This window comes from Bacillus shivajii, assembly GCF_020519665.1.
Classification (GTDB): domain Bacteria; phylum Bacillota; class Bacilli; order Bacillales; family Salisediminibacteriaceae; genus Bacillus_CA; species Bacillus_CA shivajii.
This window is the reverse complement of the sequence record NZ_CP084703.1, coordinates 231,608-254,134: the sequence shown is the minus strand read 5'-3', so window position 1 is coordinate 254,134 and position 22,527 is coordinate 231,608. Positions and strand designations below refer to the sequence as shown.

General features: G+C 39.1%; 16 protein-coding genes and 1 riboswitch. Of the genes, 8 read left to right on the top strand and 8 right to left on the bottom strand.

Annotated elements, in window-relative coordinates:
* The first annotated feature begins 136 nt into the window (after positions 1–136).
* A complete protein-coding gene (locus tag LGQ02_RS01300) occupies positions 137–868 on the top strand; it encodes a M48 family metallopeptidase (RefSeq protein WP_226516460.1) in 732 nt (243 codons plus the stop codon).
* 187 nt (positions 869–1,055) lie between these two features.
* Positions 1,056–2,807 (top strand): hypothetical protein, encoded by a 1,752-nt coding sequence (locus LGQ02_RS01295; protein ID WP_226516459.1) that lies wholly within the window; start codon positions 1,056–1,058, stop codon positions 2,805–2,807.
* A gap of 45 nt (positions 2,808–2,852) precedes the next feature.
* Here LGQ02_RS01295 and LGQ02_RS01290 read toward each other — a convergent pair whose 3' ends face one another.
* The 6 genes from LGQ02_RS01290 to LGQ02_RS01265 all read right to left on the bottom strand — a co-directional run bounded on the left by LGQ02_RS01290 (position 2,853) and on the right by LGQ02_RS01265 (position 15,123).
* Positions 2,853–5,792, bottom strand: coding sequence for a type I restriction endonuclease subunit R (locus tag LGQ02_RS01290; RefSeq protein WP_226516458.1), 2,940 nt, complete (start codon positions 5,790–5,792; stop codon positions 2,853–2,855).
* Between the two features lie 11 nt (positions 5,793–5,803).
* Complete coding sequence (locus LGQ02_RS01285) at positions 5,804–7,057, bottom strand: restriction endonuclease subunit S (protein ID WP_226516457.1); 1,254 nt, start codon at positions 7,055–7,057, stop codon at positions 5,804–5,806.
* Entirely contained in the window at positions 7,047–8,528 is a 1,482-nt protein-coding gene (locus LGQ02_RS01280) for a type I restriction-modification system subunit M (protein WP_226516456.1), read from the bottom strand. Before LGQ02_RS01280 ends, LGQ02_RS01285 begins: the two co-directional genes overlap by 11 nt.
* 55 nt (positions 8,529–8,583) lie before the next feature.
* Complete coding sequence (locus LGQ02_RS01275) at positions 8,584–12,612, bottom strand: DUF4145 domain-containing protein (protein ID WP_226516455.1); 4,029 nt, start codon at positions 12,610–12,612, stop codon at positions 8,584–8,586.
* A gap of 676 nt (positions 12,613–13,288) precedes the next feature.
* Positions 13,289–14,131 carry an ABC transporter permease gene (locus tag LGQ02_RS01270; RefSeq protein WP_226516454.1) on the bottom strand — a complete coding sequence of 281 codons (843 nt, stop codon included), beginning with the start codon at positions 14,129–14,131 and terminating at the stop codon, positions 13,289–13,291.
* Complete coding sequence (locus LGQ02_RS01265; RefSeq protein WP_226516453.1) at positions 14,128–15,123, bottom strand: ATP-binding cassette domain-containing protein; 996 nt, start codon at positions 15,121–15,123, stop codon at positions 14,128–14,130. Before LGQ02_RS01265 ends, LGQ02_RS01270 begins: the two co-directional genes overlap by 4 nt.
* Positions 15,124–15,366: 243 nt before the next feature.
* Between LGQ02_RS01265 and LGQ02_RS01260 the strand changes: the two genes are divergently transcribed.
* On the top strand, positions 15,367–15,636 hold the full coding sequence (locus LGQ02_RS01260) for a hypothetical protein (protein ID WP_226516452.1): 270 nt from the start codon (positions 15,367–15,369) through the stop codon (positions 15,634–15,636).
* Positions 15,637–16,181: 545 nt separating this feature from the next.
* Here the strand turns inward: LGQ02_RS01260 and LGQ02_RS01255 are convergent.
* Positions 16,182–16,739 (bottom strand): hypothetical protein, encoded by a 558-nt coding sequence (locus LGQ02_RS01255; RefSeq protein ID WP_226516451.1) that lies wholly within the window; start codon positions 16,737–16,739, stop codon positions 16,182–16,184.
* A gap of 113 nt (positions 16,740–16,852) precedes the next feature.
* On the opposite strand from LGQ02_RS01255, the gene LGQ02_RS01250 reads away from it, so the two are divergent.
* From LGQ02_RS01250 to LGQ02_RS01240, 3 genes are all read left to right on the top strand, one after another.
* Entirely contained in the window at positions 16,853–17,410 is a 558-nt protein-coding gene (locus tag LGQ02_RS01250) for a maltose acetyltransferase domain-containing protein (RefSeq protein ID WP_226516450.1), read from the top strand.
* Positions 17,411–17,433: 23 nt separating this feature from the next.
* Positions 17,434–18,969, top strand: a complete 1,536-nt coding sequence (locus LGQ02_RS01245; RefSeq protein ID WP_226516449.1) for a S41 family peptidase — start codon at positions 17,434–17,436, stop codon at positions 18,967–18,969.
* A 307-nt stretch (positions 18,970–19,276) separates the two neighbouring features.
* Entirely contained in the window at positions 19,277–19,720 is a 444-nt protein-coding gene (locus tag LGQ02_RS01240; protein WP_226518181.1) for a DinB family protein, read from the top strand.
* 161 nt (positions 19,721–19,881) lie between these two features.
* Here LGQ02_RS01240 and LGQ02_RS01235 read toward each other — a convergent pair whose 3' ends face one another.
* Entirely contained in the window at positions 19,882–20,304 is a 423-nt protein-coding gene (locus tag LGQ02_RS01235) for a GNAT family N-acetyltransferase (RefSeq protein WP_226516448.1), read from the bottom strand.
* A gap of 227 nt (positions 20,305–20,531) precedes the next feature.
* Between LGQ02_RS01235 and LGQ02_RS01230 the strand changes: the two genes are divergently transcribed.
* Together LGQ02_RS01230 and LGQ02_RS01225 are read left to right on the top strand one after the other, a co-directional pair.
* Complete coding sequence (locus LGQ02_RS01230) at positions 20,532–21,554, top strand: potassium channel family protein (RefSeq protein WP_226516447.1); 1,023 nt, start codon at positions 20,532–20,534, stop codon at positions 21,552–21,554.
* A gap of 111 nt (positions 21,555–21,665) precedes the next feature.
* Positions 21,666–21,810: riboswitch (cyclic di-AMP (ydaO/yuaA leader) on the top strand.
* 53 nt (positions 21,811–21,863) lie between these two features.
* Positions 21,864–22,526 carry a potassium channel family protein gene (locus LGQ02_RS01225; RefSeq protein WP_226516446.1) on the top strand — a complete coding sequence of 221 codons (663 nt, stop codon included), beginning with the start codon at positions 21,864–21,866 and terminating at the stop codon, positions 22,524–22,526.
* Position 22,527: the final 1 nt, after the last annotated feature.

The window sequence follows — 22,527 nt, the reverse complement described above, 5'->3', positions numbered from 1 at the left end:
ATTAAAATTCTCCATTTTATGACGTGATACCTGCTAAATCCACAATTTTTTGTTCATAACTTTTCACTTACTTAAGGATTTGACCTCTTCCCCTAGAAAGGCTAAAATCTTTCTAGAAGAAAGAGGGGCGATTGCGATGCCTAACTTTACATACGGCACAACGACGATAGAATACGATCTTGAATACAAGGCTGACAAACGGGACATTTCGATTTCCGTTGAATGGCTAAATGGTGTCAAAGTGACGGCGCCGCAAAAAATAGATGAGTCGCAACTTGAATCTGTTTTATATAAAAAAGCGCCATGGATTTTGCAAAAATGGAATGATTGTAGAGAGATTGTCGACCCTCCTGCACCGAAGGAGTTTGTAAGTGGTGAGAAGTTCTCGTATTTAGGGAGAAACTACCGCTTAAAGGTACGAAAGCATGATGAGTTGAAAAAAAGTAAGCTTGTATTTTGGCAAGGAAAGTTCCTCGCTGATATACCTGCTTCTTATTCTGATGAGGAAAGAATTGAAGAGCTTAAACAGCTGTTTAAAACGTGGTACAAGCAGCACGGGGAGTCAAAACTGAAAGAACGTCTCGACATGTATGCGGGGAAATTGAACGTTGCTCCTACGAAATTTGCGTTGAAAGAGCAGAAAATGCGCTGGGGCACGTGTACTAGTGACAATGTAATTTATTTGAACTGGCGGATCGTCATGGCACCAGTTCCAATCATCGATTATTTGCTCGTTCACGAACTCACACATATTAAACACCCGAATCACTCTCGGGATTTTTGGAATTGCCTTTACTCCATATTTCCAGATTACGAACAACGAAAAGAATGGTTACGAAAAAACGGCCCAACGCTTACGATCGAGTAAGTGTTGGGCTTTTAACTACGTGTCATATTTTCCCTTCCCCACTAATCATAAATTACTAATAAAACATATATGAAAAATTAAACTGTCTTCATAAAACAAAACTTATTTTTAAACCTTATATTTTTTATTATTTATTTTTTGATGTTAATATTATTCTATACATTCATTTAATTTAGGAGAATCATATATGATTAATAGATTAGTGTTAGGGGAAGCTGCTTATTTCTACTATCTAAACAGTCCTCTTTCAGAAAGGTATATTAAAGGATTATTTATAAAGGTCTCTAGTAAAAAATCTGGTCCATACACTACCAAGATAATTCAAGATCGATATACGTTTGGAGATAAAAGGATTAAATACTCATTGTGTATCTTTAAATTTAAGGCCAAACCTAACTTTTTAGAGGAAGGCTCTGAAGAAGAAATTAAATATGCATACTTATTGATTTTAGAATATTCAAACATGGTTATTATAAATAAAAAAAATATTAGTGGGCTTAACACATTATTAAAAGACTATATTAGTGATGTTGAATACACTACTATTTCGCGCTTATTTTTAAGCAATACTTCAAACTTTGAAAAACTAACTATGATAAATATGGACATTAGTAATAATGCAATTAGAAGGAGAAACATCGAAGCAAATGATTTAACAAGTGTCTTTTCTCCTGTTTATTCTAGTAAATATATAATTAACAATATAAGAATTAACGATAAAGACAGTAGGATATCACTAGCCCTTAACACTTCTAAGATTAATAAACTTGGTAAGAAAGTTTCTATTGATGAATATTTTCAATGGGCGGTTAGCGTGGTTGATAAGGTTGAAGCTTTTCAGTTAAGAGAGTCATATCTAGATAACTTTTCAGCACCTGTAGATAACCAAGAAGAATTAAAAGAATTAGAACCAACTTCAATATTATTCCTTTTTAATGATTTATTAGCTGATTTTGAAAGAGGGTTAATTGAAGAAGTTAGATATAACTTTAGAGATAAAAGCAGAAAAATAGACCTACAGAAGTATTTAAGTGAGTTTGATACATTATTTAAAGTCGAACGTATAGAAAATAACTATATAGTGCCGAATTCTATTGATAATAAATTAAAATTGAAAAGAAATAAAGTTTCTCTTTCAATTCAATCAAAAAAGTTAAAGAACATAACTATTAATTTCTTTAATAAAGAAGTTAACCTTCAAGAATATATTAATAAAAATCAAAATTACATTATTACATTTTCACAAATAGAACATGTCTATTCTCATAAAAAGTTATTCAAAGATTCAAAATTACTAGGTAATTTAGAAGCGTTTTTAGATGTTTTAGAGCCATATGAAGCTTTAAGTACTATTACATCTGAGAAAGGTAATAATTCTCCTGATTCTTCTAGTTTTAACTCTAACTCATTGTTCTTTTTTATAGAAAATACATTAGCGTCTAATGTTGATTACTTGTTTTGTGATGATTTAGGAAATGAATTTGCTGATTTTATATCTATTAACGATTCAAAAAATATTTGCTATTATCATGCTAAAAGTGGAAATTCAAGATTATCCGCTTCTGATTTTCAAGTAGTTCTTGCACAAGCTCTTAAAAACATAGGGAATATGAGCATTACTTCAACTGACTTAGAACGTAAAATAGAAAAGTGGAATGAAAACATAAAAGATACTAATATATCACTTACAAGAATAGGAGATACAGCTGAAAATGGTGGAAAATGTTTTATTAAAACACTAAGTACACCTAATTCAATAAAAGAAGTTTATATAGTTGTAAATTTTCTTTCTAAATCAGCATTAGAATCGGGACTTAATAGATTAAAGCAAGGAAGGCCTTGCCAACATGAAATTATTCAGATTCTTTGGCTACTTTCATCGTTTATATCAACATGTAAAGAACTAGGATTAATAGTTCGTATAACTTGTTTACCTTGACCTAATCATTAATTGGGAACGTTCGATAAAGAACGTTCCCTTCTCCTACTTCCTATAATGCACCGAAGCTAGATCCATCAACTGCTGTGCAACAGCGTCCAACTTCTCTCGCGGACACTTGATTGCGCGTAACTGTCGTTTGATCTTCTTCCGCATTTCGCGTTTAATGTCGTCTTTTTCGGTCCATTCGATGACGGATTCTTCTTCGATGACTTCGGTGATGATGAGGGTGAGTTCGCGTAACCCTTCTTTATCGTCACCGTAATCGAGTTCTTGTTCAAGCATTTGATAGAATGGCAGTTGCTCGCGTGCTAGGCCATGTTCTTCACTTTTTTCCGAAGAACTTCGCATGTCATCGATCAATTCGCGTAATGCCTCTGCGTATTCGGCGATCTCCATTTGCTTTGCCCGGCGCGCGTTAATCAACTCTTCTAATTTTTCACGAAGCGAAGAATAATAGACCGGGTTTTCGTCGATCTTCACTTTAATTTCATGACGGATCGCGTGCTCCATTTCGGCTGCTTTTGCTTCTGGTGTTTCCGCTTTTTCGAGTTGCTGTTCGAACTTGTTCGATAAAATATTGATTGGATCATGTAGTACTTCAATCGAAGACGCATGCAAGTGTTCAGCAATGAGCTGCTTTACCTTTTCACCACAGTCGGAAATATCCATTCCTTCTTCACGGAAACGAGATTTTGCTAGCTGACGGATCTTCCCTAAAAACTTCAAATCGTCCAAGTATGGTTGTGCTTTCGGATTCGGCATCATCATATCCATACTTTCCGCAAACCGTTTAAACGCTGTTTCAAATTCATTTCGAACGTCTTCTGGTTCCAACACTTGGACACACGCATCTGAGTCCTCGCGATTGACATAGTCAAAGTATCTCATTGCGGCACGGTGTCTCGTTTGCAAACGCGGAAGCTCGCTATCCATCGGCTGCAAGGCACCTTGGACGTCTTGTTTTGTAAAAATACCAAGTGCTTGCTCTAAAAACTTCGAAACGCCGTAATAATCAACGATTAATCCGTAATCCTTTTTGTTGTACGTCCGGTTCGTGCGGGCAATCGCCTGCAATAAGTTATGTTCTTTCAACGGTTTATCCAAATACATTACTTGCTCAATCGGTGCGTCAAAACCAGTTAAGAGCTTGTCACAAACGATAATAAACGCAAGCTTGTCTTCAGATAACGGCTTTTTAAACCGCGCGATATATTTTTTTTCCTCATCAGACGAGATGTGGTATTGCTTCAAGTCCTCTTTATCGTTATGCCCACCCGAGATGACAAGCACAGATTCATAGTCACTCAACTCATCAAGTTTTTCCTTATACATAGCAGCTGCCTCACGTGTGACGGCAACAACTTGAGCTTTAAATCCGTTTGGTTCGATATGCGTTTCATAATGCTTGACCATATCGATGACAACCTGCTCGACTCGCTTCGGTGAGGCAATGATCGCTTCTTCGGTCGCGTACTTTTTCTTAATTTCTTCTCGCGTTTCTTCATCATACTCACGAAACTTGCGGTCAAAAAGATCATCAAGCGTTTCCCCATGAACATGAAGCTGTGGCATACGCGCTTCATAAAAAATCGGTACGGTCGCTCCGTCTTCAACAGCTTGTTCAATCGTGTATTTATCAATGTAAGGGCCAAACGTGCGTGTCGTACTTTTATCTTCTTTATCGATCGGCGTTCCGGTAAAACCAAGGTAACACGCGTTCGGCAATGCGGTACGCATATTCATCGCAAGCCCTTTGTACTGACTTCGGTGTGATTCATCGACCATGACGAAGATGTTTTCAGAAGTCGATAGTTCAGGGTATGCCCCATTTTCTTTATCTTCTTGGAACTTCTGAACAAGCGTCATAATCGTTGAACCAGGTCCTTGTGAAAGAAGCTCCTTTAAGTGATGGACGCCATCAGCTTGTTGAGGATTCGGAAAGCCACAACGCCGGAACGTATTCGTAATTTGATCATCTAAATCTTTTCGATCTGTCACAATGACAATCGTTGGGTTTTCAAGTTGTTCGAGCCGTCGCAACTTCACAGCTAAGTAAAGCATCGTGAGCGATTTCCCGCTCCCTTGTGTATGCCAAACGACACCACCACGATCAATCGGTGACTTTGCATGGCGAATCCGGTCAATTGCTTTTCTCACCGCACGGAACTGTTGGTAACGCGCAAGCTTTTTTATCGTCCGACCACCTTCTGGCTCATAAACGATAAAGTTTTGAATGAGATCAAGGAAGTTTTCTTTCGTCAGCATTCCTGCTGTTAAAATGTCTTGGGCGGTCGGGCTCTCACCAATTTCTGGTGTTGTTAACGGATATGGGTCTTTCCAGAGCCCATAGTGCTGTGCTAACGCACCGATCGTTCCCGCTCTTGCACGATCATTACTCGTTGTAATCATAAACTGGTTGTAATGAAATAATCGCTCTTGGTCGTCTTGGTAACGTCTAATCTGCTTTACCCCTTGTCCGATTTGCTCATGAATGTTCAGCATCGGACTTTTACATTCAACAACGACTAATGGCAAGCCGTTGACAAAAATAAGAAGGTCAGGTCGAATCGTGCCTTTTGCATCTGAAATACTGAACTGATCAACGACAAGGTACTCATTGTTTTCAGGCGTTGAAAAATCAATGAGCTTAACCGTCTGGTTTTTCTTCCCATTTCCTAGGTCTTGCTGAACGGAAATGTAGTTGACGAGCAGATCATGGAACTTCTCGTTTGCTTCCATTAAGCTTGTCGCTTCAATATGAAGTACTTGGCGCATCACCTTCCGCACATTGTCATCACTCATCCACGGGTTTAATCGTTTGATTGCATGCTCTAAACGTCTACGGAGAATAACGTCATGCGCGGTTTCACGTTCAGAATCAAGATCCGGACCATATGCATATTCATAGCCTATCCCTTTCAGCTGTTCAATCATCCGATTTTCAACTAACTGCTTTTCGTTCCAATCTGACGTTGAGGTCATCCCCTCACCCCCTATTCATCATCCACTTTCACACGAACTTCCCCCGTAAGAAGTACTTGCATGAGGCCTTTTTTTAGCGTTTGAAATCTTTGTAATGTACACTTATTTACTTCCAATTTGTTTTCAAAGTTATTTAATATTTCTACAACCTTTTCTTGTTCAGTTAAACTAGGGGTCGCAAATTTTAATTCCTTTAATTGTTCGAGCCTTATACCTTTTACAGTTGTGCCAGTTCCAAGCCTTTCAATTTGTGCAGATTTATTTAGATAACTCCATAATAAAAATTCAGTTGATATAAGCTTTTTGTCAGGTACTAGTGCTTTTAGATCTTGGTTTATTGCTACATCTACTAAATTTGTAAAAGCCTTTCCAACCGCCATCCTAGTTGCAACTATGATATTCCCCTTTGGTATTAAATTTGCTGCACTATTCTCTATAGCTTCTTCTGTAATATATTCTAATGAACTACTTAACTTAAAATACTTTAAGTCTTTTACAGTTATCCAAGGAATGTTACCTGTGTAATATTTAGCAACTTTTCTTGAAGGAGTTCCCCCTCCTACAATTTTCTCAACCAAATCATTTAGTTTTTTCACTTCCCACTCCTCAGGAATCTCGCCAATCTCCGTTTTCTTAAAGCGTGTATGCCCGATTCCTCTCGTAAGAAGTTGTTGCATTAACCCTTTTTTCACTTTTTCGGTTTGTTCAATGATGGCTTCTGTTTTTTCAATTGCTTCATCGACAATAGAAAGAATATCAGCTATTTTTATTTGCTCTTTAAATGGCGGAACTAATACATTAAGTTTATTTAAATTTTTTTGACTAATACCCTTTGCAGTTGTCCCTGTAGAAAATCTATCTAATAATGACTGAAACTTAGGTGACATCAAAAAGTATTTAAAATAAGTATTATCTATACTATCTTGTGTCTTCAAAGCTACAACCCTTTGGCTAAGAATATACTTTTTATTATCTGGTACTTGTCCAACATTACCTAAAGGTGCCTCCATGGTCATCAAGACATCACCTTTGGATAGCTCTTTTTTTGACATCCATTTTTCATATAGCTTTTGAGAACCCATATTGCATTCTAATGAAAAATCAATTTTCCCCATCTTAACATTATTTGCTGAAAGGGCTGGGATTTCTCCCCCCCCCCATTCCATCCCTAACTTTTTGGGGGTTCTACCTCTATAATCTATAATATCCTTAATGCTATCTTTAAAGGAAATTTGCTTCCATTGATTAGGTATATTACTCACCATACCCCAACTCCTTCAAGTAGCCGTACATATTGTCTTCGATTTCATTACGTTCTTTTTCGAGTTTTCGGAGTTCGGCTAAGGCTTCGCCAACATCAATTTGTTCTTCTTCCTCTGTTGTGTCGATGTAACGGGCGATGTTTAAGTTGTAGTCGTTTTCTTTAATTTCATCTAATGACACAGGACGGCAATACTTTTCTACTTCTTCCCATCTGTCATAAGCAGAAACGATTTTTTCAATGTCTTGATCGCGAAGAACGTTTTGGTTTTTCCCTTCTTGAAAATCGTCTGCTCCGTGAATGAAGAACACTTTTCCTTTTTTATCTTCGTCTTTATTTCGGTTCAAAATCAAGATACATGCTGGGATTCCTGTTCCATAGAATAGATTTGATGGAAGACCAACGACAGCTTCAATTAAGTCTTCATCTAACAGTCCTTGACGGATCTTTCCTTCTGCTGCGCCGCGGAATAAAATCCCGTGTGGCATGACGACACCTGCTTTTCCTTCGTGGTTGAGTGTCGAAACCATATGTTGTACGAAGGCTAAGTCACCGGCGTTTTTCGGTGGTAATCCGAAACGGAAACGGCCGTATTCATCACCTTCTGCTTCTTCACGCCCCCAGTTTTTTAAACTAAACGGAGGATTCGCGATGACGCGATCGTAAAGAATGAGTTCGCCGTCTTCGGTCAGCTTTGGTTCACGGATCGTGTCTCCTTTTTCAATTCGGTGGTCACTTAACCCGTGTAAAAGCAAGTTCATCTTACATATTGCCCACGTGTTCAAGTTACGCTCTTGACCGTGAAGGGTTAAGTTCCGTGGATTGCCACCTTCTGATTTAATGTAGTCAACGGATTGAATGAGCATCCCGCCTGAACCAACGGTCGGGTCACAAACACGCATGCCCTCTTCTGGCTTAATTAAATTTACGATTAATTCAACGACTTTACTTGGCGTGTAGAATTCGCCGCCTTTTTTCCCAGCATCATCGGCGAATTGTTTAATTAAATATTCGTAAGCTCGTCCAAGCATATCGGGTTCAGATAAGTTCTCATTACGAAGATCAATCGCACTAAAATGTTGGACTAATTGTAAAAGGAGCTTGTCTGGTAGCTTTTCTTTATCGTTAAAGTCAATATTTGCAAGAACCCCTTGTAGTGATGGGTTCTCTTCCTCTAACGCTTCGAATGCCTTGTTAATAGCATCACCAATGTCTTGTGTACTTGCTTGGATGTTTTTCCAACGTGCACGTTCTGGAACGAAGAATTGGTGTTCGTCGCGATCGTACCAACCGTAATCGTCGCCTTCTTCTTCCTCAATGTTTTGGGCCGTTTCAACGAATACGTCGTTTAATCGTTTTAAAAACATGAGGCCGAAAATGTAGTTTTTATAGTCAGAAGAGTCGATGCTCCCTCGTAGAATGTTTGCTGATTCCCATAAATGTGCTTCAAGTTGTTGCAAAGTAAGTTTGCTCATATGTGTCTTCCTTTCTCCTTCTGTATGTAAGGGGGTAACACGAATTGTGCTACCTCTATGTTGTCACGCTTTTCATCATGATTTTCTCACCATTTTCAATAAATGGTGCTTGGCCATCATCAATGATTGCTTTCATTTCTTTCGTCCATTGTCCGTCACTCGAAAAACGAATTTTGTTTAACTGTCTTCTAAGCTCAGTCAGCGTTGTTTCCCCTCCGAATTGATGTTGCAAAACATGAGCTACAAAGCTAATTGGGTCTTTAATAGCTTGTGCTTTGTCTTGATCTACGATGATGTGATGAGTCGTTCCAACTAGTAAGAAACGTTCGTCTTGCCGTAAACATGAGACGAGTAAGTCCGCTGTCCATTCAATTTCATTTTGTAAAGGTGGTAATGCTGTGCCCTCTATGACCTCTTCCGTTATAACATATGGTTTTTCTGATGAGGCCTGCTCTTTTACGTATGTGTGAACGACCTCATATAACTTTTCTCTCAATTCTTCATTATAGCCGATCACATCTTTATGAATATATTCAGAGTTTGAGCTCCGCTTGTACGTGAGGATGCTCTGAATAAGAAGAGCATTGTAGAGCGCTTCTTGTCTAGCACCAACCTCATCAATGAACCATGTTTCTAATTCATCTCTGGACACTTCCATGCCTTGTTCAAGAATATAGCTTTCTACAAGGCTATTGACAGTTACCGGGTTATCGGTGACTTCTGCGACAATGTGTGGAAAACGTATAAAGTGCAGTTCATCACCAAAACGTTCCCGTAATAACGCATACAATAGGTGTGGTGTCTCAATATTTAATGAACGACATAGTGACTCCGTTTGTTTATATACTCCGTAGATTTGTATGGAGTCATGATGCTCTAGCTGTTGTCTAACGGAATCAACGATCGGCTGCAAATCTTCCTTTGTACGGTCCTCATACCAATGCAACAATGCTACTTGAGCGTGGTCGTAAGAAATAAATGATTCGTGAGTAGAAAGGTTGTATTGTACCGTAAACGGCTTCCAGCCTAAGTTCGTAACAAAGTGATACATTAATTCTTCTGTTTTGACTGGTCTGCCTTTTTGCTCAATAAAATCACGCATTTGCTCAAAGTTAAACCCTATTTGCGCCCCTTCATTTGCAATCCGAGGATATTTCGGGAATATCAATTCGTCTGAGTAATTCCGCCTCAATAAGTCGTACAATGCATACTCTGATGGAATTCCAGCGTGATTAAGTTCCTTTTCAAACATGGAATAGATTTTTCCAATTAAGATGATGTCCCGCTTTTTTAAGAGCACAACTGCGTGATCTTTCATTTCTTCTAGGATGTCATACGATTTTTTCAAAAAGGAGTGGTGGATGTACAAGCCGCGTCCCCACATGACATACTTATCAGCTTCTTCATCGCGTAAAACGATCGAAGCAAAGTCTCTCCCTTTACGAAATGTTCCTGCTTTGATGGCATTTCCTTTGCGAATGAGTTCAGCACTATTTTTATACACTTCAACACCCTTAGGGTATTGCTTCATCACCATTTCAGTAATATCAGCGTTTGTTGAGTTTTTCAGGATCCACTCGTTCGTTTCGCTCGTTTTCATGACGAGTTGTTTACTCCACGCTTTCGTAATATGTGGAGGTACAGAAAGGGATTCTGCCCAATTGTTGAAGTAAGACTCTAGCTCATGATCTGTCAGTAAAGATCCACGCAAATCATTTCGCATCATTTTTGCTAGTTTTCCCTTTTCATCCTCTAATGCTTGTTTTGATACGTTTGTTAACATGTTTAATTCGTCATCATAGCGAATCCCCTGATCGTCGAGTACATATGTGATAATGAAATGTTCGAAAAGCGTTTCGTCTAATGTTTTTTCAAAAAAGCCTGTCTCCTCTATTGGCAGCTTAACAAACTCATGCCAGTCGTACATAAGCGACAGTACCCGTTCAGCAAACCTTTTTAGCATTTGTTGAATGCGTTGCCTTGTAACGCCAAAGTCATTTCCTAATGCGCCAATTGAGTAATTTTCACCATTGAGAAAACGTTCATGACGCCTTTTCATCATCTTATAATCATTTTCAACAATTCGAAACCCTTTTCTTGTTACTGGGTCTTCAAGCGCTTTGACCTGTTCTGTCGCTTCGGTGAACAAAAATATTTCTTGTTCTTCTGGTGTCATGCTTGCTAATTTTTCCGCTCGTTCCTTCGTTTTCTTCTCATGCTCTAGCTCTACAATCAATTGAGCGAAGAATCGCTCTACTCTTCCAAGGCCTACACCTTTTAAGTTTTGTAATGATGATAGGTCATTTGGCAAATCTCTTATGCGTTCATACCCATTGTCTTTCAACCCACTCACAACAGAGTCGACGCCTTGAAAAGAGAACTTGTCTATCGAAAGATCAAATAATATTTCAGGAACCTGATACGTTTTGTTGTTTAAAAATAGGGTTCCTGGTTCGACCTCTATTTCTGTCGCCTCTTTACTACCTTGGTTTAATAGCTGCTGCAAGTGGTCCCAAAACTTTTCAACAGCTTTTGGTCCAGACCCTTTTACTTGCGTATGGAATCCGTCAAGTGACTCAGGCAGTTCACCTAAAGTCGTAATCTTGATGTTTGATAGACCTTGTACGAAGTGTTGACAACTAGGGAAATCGTCAATGTTTATCTCTTTCTCTTGTTGTTCACGTTCTAGTGTTAACTGCTGACCATTAAATGTGAGTCGTTTTATTGATGGCTCTTCATCTTTTTGACTAGCTATATTCTCAATGGGCTCCTCTTTTTCCACCGGTTCCTGGAATTCAGGCTTTTCCGGTTCTTGTTCTTCTACTACATCCGTTTCAATCGTAACGTACACTTCTTCTTTTTTCTTCCCCATTAAAAACCAAGCTGGCTTGTGTTTTGTTGCTTGACTTCCTTTTTTCGCAAAGCGGAAATACACTTTTTGTTTTTTTAATGGGAGTAAGAGGTCGCTTAATTCCCATCCTCCTACCACCCATAACGTCCCACCGCCTTCGCGTTTATCGATCACTTCTAGCTGTTTTTGTTTTAAATAACCTGCGAGAGTAACTGTTTCAACGGTTTTGGGCTGTTCTATTGTTTGTTTTGGTTCGGGTTCAGGTTTTGATTCCTCAATAGGCCCTCGTTCTTGTTCTGTGATTTGCGGTGTCTCATCTGTAATAAAGACAGGCTTTTTATTCAATAAAAACCAAGCTGGCTTACGTTTCGTCGCTTGACTTCCTTTTTTCGCGAAACGGAAGTATACACCTTGATCTTTCAACGCGAAGAGGTCGTCTTTAATCCCCCAGTCACCGATGATCCACAAAGCCCCGCCTTTCTCACGTTTATCAACAACTTCATACCCTTTGCTCTCCAAATAATCCGCGATTGGGGTACCTTCCGTCGATTCAGTTGTTGTTACTCGTTTTACTTGCTGTTCATCTTCTGACTGGTCTTTTTCTGCTGATTCGTTGTTTCCACTTTCAGGTTCAGCTGTCTCTACGACTTCCTGCTCATTTTGTCGTTGTGGTGGCACAGCTGCTTCTCTTGCTTGTTTCAATTCTTCTTGTAATAGCTTGAACTTCTCTTCAAATGTCTCGGTGATCGTCTTTTGTACAGACTTAGCAACGATCTGTTCTAGCTCGCTTTGTTCAACGTTGGAATTACCTTGTGCTTTGGGGAGCTCGTACTTCGGCGCTTTAAAGTTTACATCGCCATATAACTCAACAAACCAAACCGCGATCTGAAACAAGTAGCGATGCGCCATAATCCCATCAGAAACGGAAAGCGAATCGCCCTCATGTGACGCTTTGTTTCCGGCCTTTCGAACCGAGTCAAAGTAGCTTTTTACGTCGTCATCAATGACGCCTTCTTTATATAAGAAACGAATACGTTCGTACTGCGTGTATTCGTACACTTCGTTGTAATCTTCTTGATCCATCACTTTTTTCGCAAGTTTCTCCGCAAAGAGCCTCGCTTTCGTTAAAACGGCATGAGGATCTGTATATAATTGGCTTTCAATGCTTTCTGCCATTTGAGCCAAGTTCTCATCGATGTTTTTTAAGAAATGAAAAAGCGAATTCGTACTCATCGTGATCCTCCTTTTTAACTATGATTCCCAAATTCTAGTATATCAAAGATTTATGCTTAAAAAAGGAGATGAAAGTTGTAAAATTTGAACGTTTTGAGCACTAACAGTTTGATTTATTCGTTGGCTGGGGTTGAGCAGCTCGTTTGGGGTGATTTGTCCGCGAAAATTTGAGATTGTCCGTAACTTTTTCGGTTTATCCGTAAGAATATGGGTTTGTCCGTAAGAATATGGGTTTGTCCGTAAGAATATGGGTTTGTCCGTAAAAATGTGGGTTTGTCCGTAACTTTTGCTCTTTATCCGCGAAAATCGCGATTTGTCCGCTAGTTAAAATAATTATCATTTAGCAACAGACTTATTTAGACTTATAACCAATATTGATTTGTTTACCGCCTTTGAGACAATTACCTTTTTTTCAACCTGGACCAGTTTCTCCGCGAAAAATTCAATTTGTCCGTGACTTTTTCGGTTTATCCGTAAGAAATTGAGTTTATCCGTGACTTTTTCGATTTATCCGTAAGAATATGGGTTTGTCCGTGACTTTAGCGTTTTATCCGTGAAAATCGCGATTTGTCCGCAACTTAAAATAATTATCATTTTGCACAAACCGATTTTAGAGCTGAAATAACAAATCCCCGAGAACTGTGCATTCCCGGGGATTGTTTAAACCTAAAATACTTTAACTTTTTTTGCGGTACAAGTGCATGGTGAGTGGTGCGAAAATGACGATCAGGATCGCCGAAGCAAGTAGCACCCAGCCGATGTCTGCACTTGTCGCGGTTCCGTGCATAAGACCACGAACGGCCGTTACGAGTAATGACACGGGATTTACGTCAACGAAACCTTGTAACCACGATGGTAATGTGTTTGGATCAATGAACACGTTACTGACAAACGTTAGTGGAAAGAGCACCATCATGCTGACACCCATCAATGATTTTTCCGAACGGAGCACTAATCCGAGCACCGTCCAAACCCACGATAAACTAAAAGAGAAAACGAGTAGGACCAACACTCCGAGAACGACTCCAAGGACTCCTCCATCCGGGCGAAAACCAAGGATGAGCCCTAGCCCGATCATGATTGCTGCCGCTATCGAGTAACGGACCGTGTCAACAAGTAAGGCTCCGACAAGGACAGATGGTCGCCAAATTGGAAGCGACCGGAACCGGTCAAACGTCCCTTTCGTTATGTCATTGTTGAGCTCCATTCCCGTATACATCGTGATCGTCACAACCGTCATCGCTAAAATGCCCGGCAGTAAATATTGCAAGTAAATATCCGTTGAACCAGCAATGGCTCCTCCGAATAAGTACGTAAACATAAGTAAAAACATAATTGGAAATACAGTTACGTCGAGCAATTGTTCAGGGATGTACTTGATTTTTAACAAGGCTCGCCAGCCAAACGTCATCGAGTTCGTCAGACCGTTCGCCTGCTTCGGACGACTCCTCTTGGAAAGCACGTCATGGATGGCTTTTTCTTCTACAATGCTTGATTGTTGATCATGCTCTTGACTCATCCTTCAGCACTCCCTTCTTGTTTTTTCTCCTCGTCAGCCGTTCGACCTGTTAACGTAAGGAACACTTCATCTAAGCTCGGCTGGCCTAACGAAAAGTCGGTCACTGTGATTTCTGCTTTCGTTAATTCGGAGAGTGCTTCAACGGCTTTTTCGTTATCGGACACACGCGCTGATAACGAGGCTGGATCGGAAGCGAGTTGGACATCTGTTTTTAATAAGTCCTCAAGTAATTCGGCAGCTGCCGGACGCTGTTCAGGATCTAATAGACGAACTTGTAATGCACCTGAGCCAACGGACGCTTTCAGTTCCCCGCTTGTTCCTTCGGCGATGATCTTGCCTTGGTCAATCACTGCAATGCGATCAGCGAGTTGATCGGCTTCATCTAAATATTGTGTTGTGAGAAGCACAGTCGTTCCAGCATTAACAAGTGCTCTAACAATATCCCACACCTGATTTCGGCTACGTGGGTCGAGCCCTGTTGTCGGTTCATCTAAAAACAAAATCTCTGGTGTAATCACTAAGCTTGCTGCAATATCGAGTCTTCGTCTCATCCCACCAGAATATTTTTTCACTTGGCGTTTCGCTGCGTCATCAAGTCTGAACGCATGAAGCAGTTCATTCGCCCGCTCCTTCGCTTCTTTTCGAGAATAGCCTTGAAGCCTCGCAATAAGGACTAAATTTTCCATTCCTGATAAATTTTCATCAACGGATGCGAATTGACCCGTTAAGCTGACTTTTTTACGAACTTCATCGGCTTCTGATACTAAGTCGTGCCCAAGAATATTCGCACTTCCCCCGTCTGGTTGGAGTAGCGTCGCGAGCATCCTCACTGTCGTTGTTTTTCCCGCTCCGTTCGGTCCTAAAAATCCGTACACCGTCCCCTTCGGAATTCGGAGGTCGACATTATCAACAGCACGGTTGTCACCGAAGTTTTTCACAAGGCCTGTCGCTTCAATCGCAAGCTCTCTGTTATGTAAATGGTTGTCTCCCAAAGTTTTCACCCTTTCCTCACATTTCTTTCCCATATCTATGATAACGCATAATGAAAAAGAATCATCAGTCTTGGGGCTGAAAGTGGAGTCGGTTTTCGGTCTCGTGTTGAATCATTTACTCATGGGTGATGGTTTTGGCTTGTTGTGATTATTCCTGCTCATATATCTTATTGTAAGTTAAAGGAATAGAAACATTACGTATAAATGTTATAATAAGGATTTGGATAGAGAGGTGGTGTAAAGATGAGTGTAAATCGCGAAGAACTCAAGCGTATGATTGATCAAATCCCAGAAGAAGAGGCTCTAGAAGTGTTTGACTTTATTAGTTATTTAAAATTAAAGCGAGAAAAGAAAGCTTTAGACCAGTCAGACCTAGATACGCTATCAGAAGATGAAAGTCTCATCAAACAGGTAACAAAGAGCAGACAAGAGCGGCAGAAAGGACAAGTTTATACTAAAAACCAAGGACTTATGTATTTAAGAGAGAAGGTTGATAATATTGAACGTGAATAAGTCTTTTGATGTCTACTGGTCACAAACTGCACTTAATGAACTTGCAAATATTCTCGCTTCCCCCTCCAGAAGTTAAAGAGAAAATTTACCTCGATTCTTTAACACGTTTATCCTACAGCCCTACTATTACTGCAAAACAAATATCTCATGGTCCCTTAGAAGGATATTGGGTTAGACTTGGTCTATTCCAAGTCATTCTAGTTTATGAAATTGACGAAGATAATTTAATTGTTTGGATCGATGGTATTAAACATAAAAGGGAGAATGTCTATTGGAAAAGATGATCCCCGTGATAGGTTTTTCGATCCCCCTGTAAACTCTCCAAAAATCCACTCCATGTACAATTACTACCTAAAAAAAAACATTATATCAGAAGAGACAGACCATTCGAAACTCTCACATGCTCTAACAACCAACCCATGATGATTCTTGCCTCATTGTGCTTCATTATGTCGAGAAATAGTTAAACAAACGTTTGTATAGTCCGTACCTCTTCTGAGTTGTTTTGCAACTTCTCTCATTTACTTGCGAGTTAGCAATACCCATCATCCGCCTTGCTCAAACACCAACTCACCATCTTCAGAATAGCCTTGGTAAATATGGTAGTCTCCGATCATAAAGTAATACGTATCGCCGTTTATATGAATCATCGTTGCTTCGGATAAGTCGTTAGGAGTCTCACGGTTTGCCATTTTTATTTGCTCAATTTCTGGGTTGTTAACCTTTCCGTGCACGACTCGAATTTCTGTAACGAACTCTCCTTCGTCCGTAAACTCGCGATGAAAGTCATTGTATACCGTAAATTGGTCATGATCCATACGCGTCCAGCTATCCGGACCGACATTTTTCCAACCGTCCACATCAGTTTCCGTAAAATAGGCAATACCTAACCCTTCCATATTCCCTATTTGAGGCTGGTCCCCTTCAGGTATCGTTGAATACATCACAACATAGACACCATCAACCTCTTCAATATGTATCGTTTCCAACACGTCAAATGGAATGTCGTTTTCGATTGCTTCTTCTAGCGTCTCGTTTTCGCCACATGCAGATATGAAAAAGATCGTACAAATCAACAAAACTAGTTTTTTTACCTTAATCATTAAAGCCTCCCCCTTTCGCCCTTTCATCCTACCATATCACTTCCAATACTAACCATTTGCAAATGATAAATGATATGATAGAACTAATACTCGAATGTGAAGGAAGTGAAAAAGTGAGTAATGAAAAAGAAAAATTGCTAAGTGGTGAGCTTTATGATGCCGCAGACCCATTGTTAGTGACAGAGCGACTAAACGCTCGAAGACTTACGAGGATATACAATGAAACGTTGGAAACGGAAGAAGATAGACGAACGGCGTTATTACAAGAACTGTTTGGTTCAACCGGGAAAAATATATTTATAGAACCCACATTCCGTTGTGATTATGGGTACAACATTCATGTCGGTGAGAACTTCTATGCAAATTTTGATTGTGTTTTTTTAGATGTATGTGAAATTCGCATCGGTGATAACTGTGCCATTGCACCAGGAGTGCACATCTATACAGCAACTCATCCATTAAATGCGAAAGAGCGAATCGCCGGTCCAGAATACGGGGTCCCCGTGACGATTGGCGATAACGTGTGGATTGGAGGACGAGCCGTCATTAACCCAGGAGTTAATATTGGAAACAATGTTGTGGTCGCTTCGGGTGCCGTTGTCACAAAGGACGTTCCTGACAATATCGTCGTCGGTGGTAACCCTGCCAAAGTGATGAAAGAGCTAGATTAGGTTGGAAAGAAGGACGTGATTTTTTGAAAAAATTAGGGGGAATACTATTAACTTTAATGCTTTTATTGATTGGGTGTGCAAAAAATGCTCCTTTAGAGACCGAAGCACTCGGCTCATTAGAACAAATCAATGAACATAATCGTTTTTATACAGAGCACAATTTTGATGAATTGCCAGACCCTACATATGATTTTTCAAATAGTGATGAGGAAGAGTTGTCAGAAGAAACGTTACAAACGCTACGATTGAATCATGAGCAATCGTCTTTCCCAGTTACAACCGAAAAAATGATCGAGGATGTGGAAACCTTCCATCTAGCATTAAAACACATGTATGCGTTGTACGAATATATGGGTGGCGACGAAGCGTTCCAAACTGCGCGAGACGATGTTATTGATCATTTAAATGGATTAGATGATGACGCTGAACTCACTCAATTTCAATTTATAAATTTATTAAAAAACCACTATGACTTTATTGAAGATACGCACTTACTTATTGATGAATCGCCGATGGCCGACTTTCAATATACTTTTTATGCATCCGAACGTTTCCAGTTTCAAAAAAAAGATACTGGTGAGTTTTCGTTAATTGGAGAAAACGATGTGATATTATCTTCTATTAATGGTAATGAAAATATAGAAGATTTTTTAAAACCGACGATAAGCGATAATGGAGAAATTGCATTTATTGTTGGAACATTTTCAACGTCGTTAACTCTTTCTGAAAGAGATTGGACATTAGTTTTTCAAAGGGCTGATGGTGATGAAGAAGCCTTTATCGAGCTAAGGCCGGTAACAAGTACATTGGCTAGATATGAATTAGGTGATCCATTTGCTTTTGGTGAAAAAGAAGGGATTCCCTGGCTACAATTAAGAAGTATGTTTTTATTTGAAGATGCCCCGATCGATTATGATGATATCATTGATACGGCCAATCACCTTCAAGGGGAACCTTATTTTGTTTTAGATTTAAGAAGTAATCATGGTGGAAGTATCATTTTTGTTGAAAAATGGCTGGAAGCATTTTTTGGTGAGTCGATTAGCTGGCACTCACAATTTCACCAATTGTTTTCAAACACAAGTTTGACGTTTGTGGAAGATACGATCGACTTTTATTTAGAACACGGTATTTCTGCTCAGACTTTTGAAGAGGAGTTTACCGATTTGTTTAAAATTGAAGAAATTGAAAAGCCGATCGAACCGTATTGGGAAACCGAAGAACGTGCTTTTCAAGCCGTAGATGATAATGACACACACATTTTCATTTTAGTCGATAACAATACAGCATCAGCTGGTGAACATTTTGTATCACAATTAAAAAAGGCGAATAATACAACCGTGATCGGTATGAACACGCGCGGTTCAATGATTAGCGGAGACGCACTGATGTGGCAACTCCCTCACACTCGTATCCAAATGTCTGTCCCAGTAACCTTCAACTATAGTCCTGACTTATTGGAAAAAGAAGCGATTGGGATTCAACCGGACTTCTGGGTGCGTCCAGAACAAGCAGAGCAACGAGTTCTATCTTTTATAAAACAACATACAAAGGACTAATAACATGGATAGCCCAGTTTACGGTCGTGGACTGGGCGTTTTTTTCTTAAAAAGGATCAAGCCCCTCTTTATCGAATACTTCTTTAATCCTTTCTTTCATTGAAAAGGTGGTATTCGTGACGTGTGGATTTGTGAAATAGAGGTCAAGCCACTCGTAAAGCTAAAAGTAACACCAAAGGATTTTCCTTTTTTAGAAAGTGTAATGCACCACGACGCATCGGACTAGACTATGAAAACAATTTTGAAAGCATTTTTTGTAAAAAAGTAACATCACCCCAAAAACGAACGTACGGAGGTTTATGTATTGATGAAAAAGACATTGAAGCAGTTTGAAAGTACGATTGATGAGGTTTTACAGTTAGAAGGACGTAATAATGAGGTGTTACTTGAACCTATTCATGAGGGTAAATGGTCTATTCGAGAAATCGTCGGGCATATGTACTATTGGGATAAATATAACTTGGAGCAAATGGTTCCCAAAATGGCTGCTGGTGCTGACCTCCCTCCATTTCCTAACCATGATAAACAAAATGAAAAAGCGATCTCCTCTCTGAAAGAGAAATCTGTTGAGTCAATCATCCACTCCTTTGTAAAAACACGAAAAGCCATCATTGAAAGCTTACTCGACATAGATTACGATGTGAGGTTTACCATTGGTGGTGGCAAAAGGAAATTTTCGATTGAAAGCTTTATAAAAATCTTCATCAAACATGACGCTCATCATTTAAAACAAATCAATAAAAAATTGTAGTGTCCTTAGTTACTCGTGATAAAAGAAGACAAATCACTTCGTGCATTTGAAAGCTATTCTAACGATTTAGTAAAATACAGACAGAGGTTCTTTCCCTGTTTTCTCTATGTCGCACAGGTGTCACTGATCACCCACTTGACATGTAAGTGAAAAGACAAAGGTCAAGTTGAAACAGCGTATAAAATATCATCGTCATGAAACGTTTTTCCTCCAACACCGTTATAAAGTGTGACTGCAGGTACATTCGATTTGTTCGTAATTAAAAATAACCTCTCACAATCATTCTGTTTACATATCTCAATAAAACTTTTCATTAATTTTTTCCCAATCCCTTGTTTTCGATGCTCTGGCAGTACCTCTACTTGATGCATATACATCATGTTTTTTCTTCCATCAAACCGTTGCAATTCATAGCCGTAAGCAAAGCCAACCAACTTATGTTTATCTTCATATGTGAGTAAATAGTTATTTTTTCCAGACAAAAATAATTCAATTTGTGGAATAGACGCATTTCTATTAAAAAACAATTCCACGACTTTCATCGCTTTCTCGGTATCTGTTTGTGTTAACCTATATACTGACATCAACTTTCCTCCATTATGCCAAAATCTTTTCTTTAAGTACTTCTACCCCAAAAGAACGAAATCCTTTTAATTGAATTCCTATCTTCAATTGTCACAATTCCTAATTTGCATGTGCTCTATGAATGTTATCGTCACTTCATCCACTTTTCCCGAAGAAAACGAGTGAAGCTGTTGTAAATATTCCATAGAGTTCTTGGTAATCCTTTCTATATAAGGAGGGTTATACAATGCTAATGATCTTTGAATTAATGCGAATAGCAATTAAAATAAGAAAAATTACTCTCATCTTTATAACAGTCCTCTTTTTAGCAGGCAGCTCCTTTATCGTACACTGGCTAGAGCCTGAAATGTTCGAAAGTCCATTCATTGGATTTTGGTACGTCATGACGACTGTCACAACGACAGGTTACGGTGATTTCGTTCCAGATACGACAATCGGAAAGGTTTATGGACTTTTTTTATATTTTTTCGGCATCGGTTTGATCGGGGTTGTTATTGGTAAAGTCGTCGAAGGTTATGGGCTATTTCGAAAGCTAAAGGAGGAAGGGAAGTTGCGATACAGAGGAAAAGACCATTATGTTATCATTGGGTGGTCAAACAAGGCACAGCACACAATAAATGAATTGTTAGAGATGGACGAACACGCAAACATTGTATTAATCGATTCCCATACGTACACCCCAGTAGAACATGAAAATATCTTTTATATTCAAGGAGATCCAACCGATAAACGAACCCTCGAACAGGCAAATGTACAAGTTGCAAATGCCGTGCTAATTTTTACGAATAATCAAGATAATGACCCGGTTGCTGCTGATGGGAAGTCACTAATTATTGTTTCCTCCGTGGAGAGTTATGCAGTCGAAATGAACACCGATATTTATACGATCGTTGAAATCTTAAAAAATAAACACATCCCTAATTTTAAACATGCAAACGTTGATGAATTCGTCATCGCTGACGAAGCACTGTCAGACATTATGGCAAAATGTGCGATACATAAAGGCGCGAGTAAGTTAGTGATGAACCTGTTAAGTAGAAAAAGTGGTGTAGATATATGGAAACTAAAAAACACAGGGCTTTGGAAAACATACAATGAAGCTTTTGAAGAGCTAAAAACGTTAGGTGCAAACTTAATATCAGATAGAAATGACTTCCACATATTAAACAAGCTAGAAGAACCGATCCCAGAAGAGGCTGAACTATATGTCATATGCAGTAAAGAGACGTATCAAAAAATTGCTCAATAATAAATGACCGCAAATGCTTAGCTGATTTAGCTAAGCATTTTTCATAAAAAAAGATATTGACAAACTCTTTCTATAGGAGTAAATTATCGATTATCAAAATAACAATTCAAAACCTTTTTATCGCTGAATCTGAAAAGAGCGGAGGAACCATTTATTGGCGCATGTTCTGCGTCTAGGGGTGAATCTTATGATAAGTAGGGGTACTCTTATCCCCTAATCCGACAGCTAACTTCGTAAGCGTTTGAAGAGAAAGGTCTGAAGAAGACCCTTCTTTGAAGAGGTCTTTTTTTGTTGAAGGAGATGAACGTTATGCCTAAAAAAAATCAATTTGCCATCATTGGGTTAGGTCGCTTCGGTGGCAGTGTTTGTAAGGAATTGATAAAACTTGGTCATGAAGTCCTGGTTATGGATAACCGAGAGCACAAAGTCAACGAGTATGCCAACATTGCTACCCACTCAGTTGTCGCTGATTCCACAGATGAAAAAACACTAAAGTCATTAGGTATCAGAAACTTTGATTATGTCATTGTCTCGATTGGTGACGATATTCAAGCAAGCATTTTAACAACTCTTGTATTAAAAGAATTAGAGATTAGTCAAGTTTGGGTGAAAGCAAAAAATGATTATCATCATAAAGTACTTGCTAAAATTGGAGCAGATATGATTGTTCATCCAGAAAAAGATATGGGCAGACGAATTGCTCAACAACTCTCGGATGAAAAAGTCATTGATTATATTGAACTGTCCGATCGCTATAGTATTGTTGAACTAATTGCTACAACAAAACTAAGGGGAAAAACATTGATCGACCTAGATATTCGTGCAAAGTTTGGAGTCACAATACTCGCAGTTAAAAAAGGGGAAGAAATGGATATCTCACCAATGCCTGACACGAAAATTGATGAAGGTGATCTACTCATCGTCATTGGAGAAAATAAAGACATTAAACGATTTGAAGATCAGGCGATGTAAC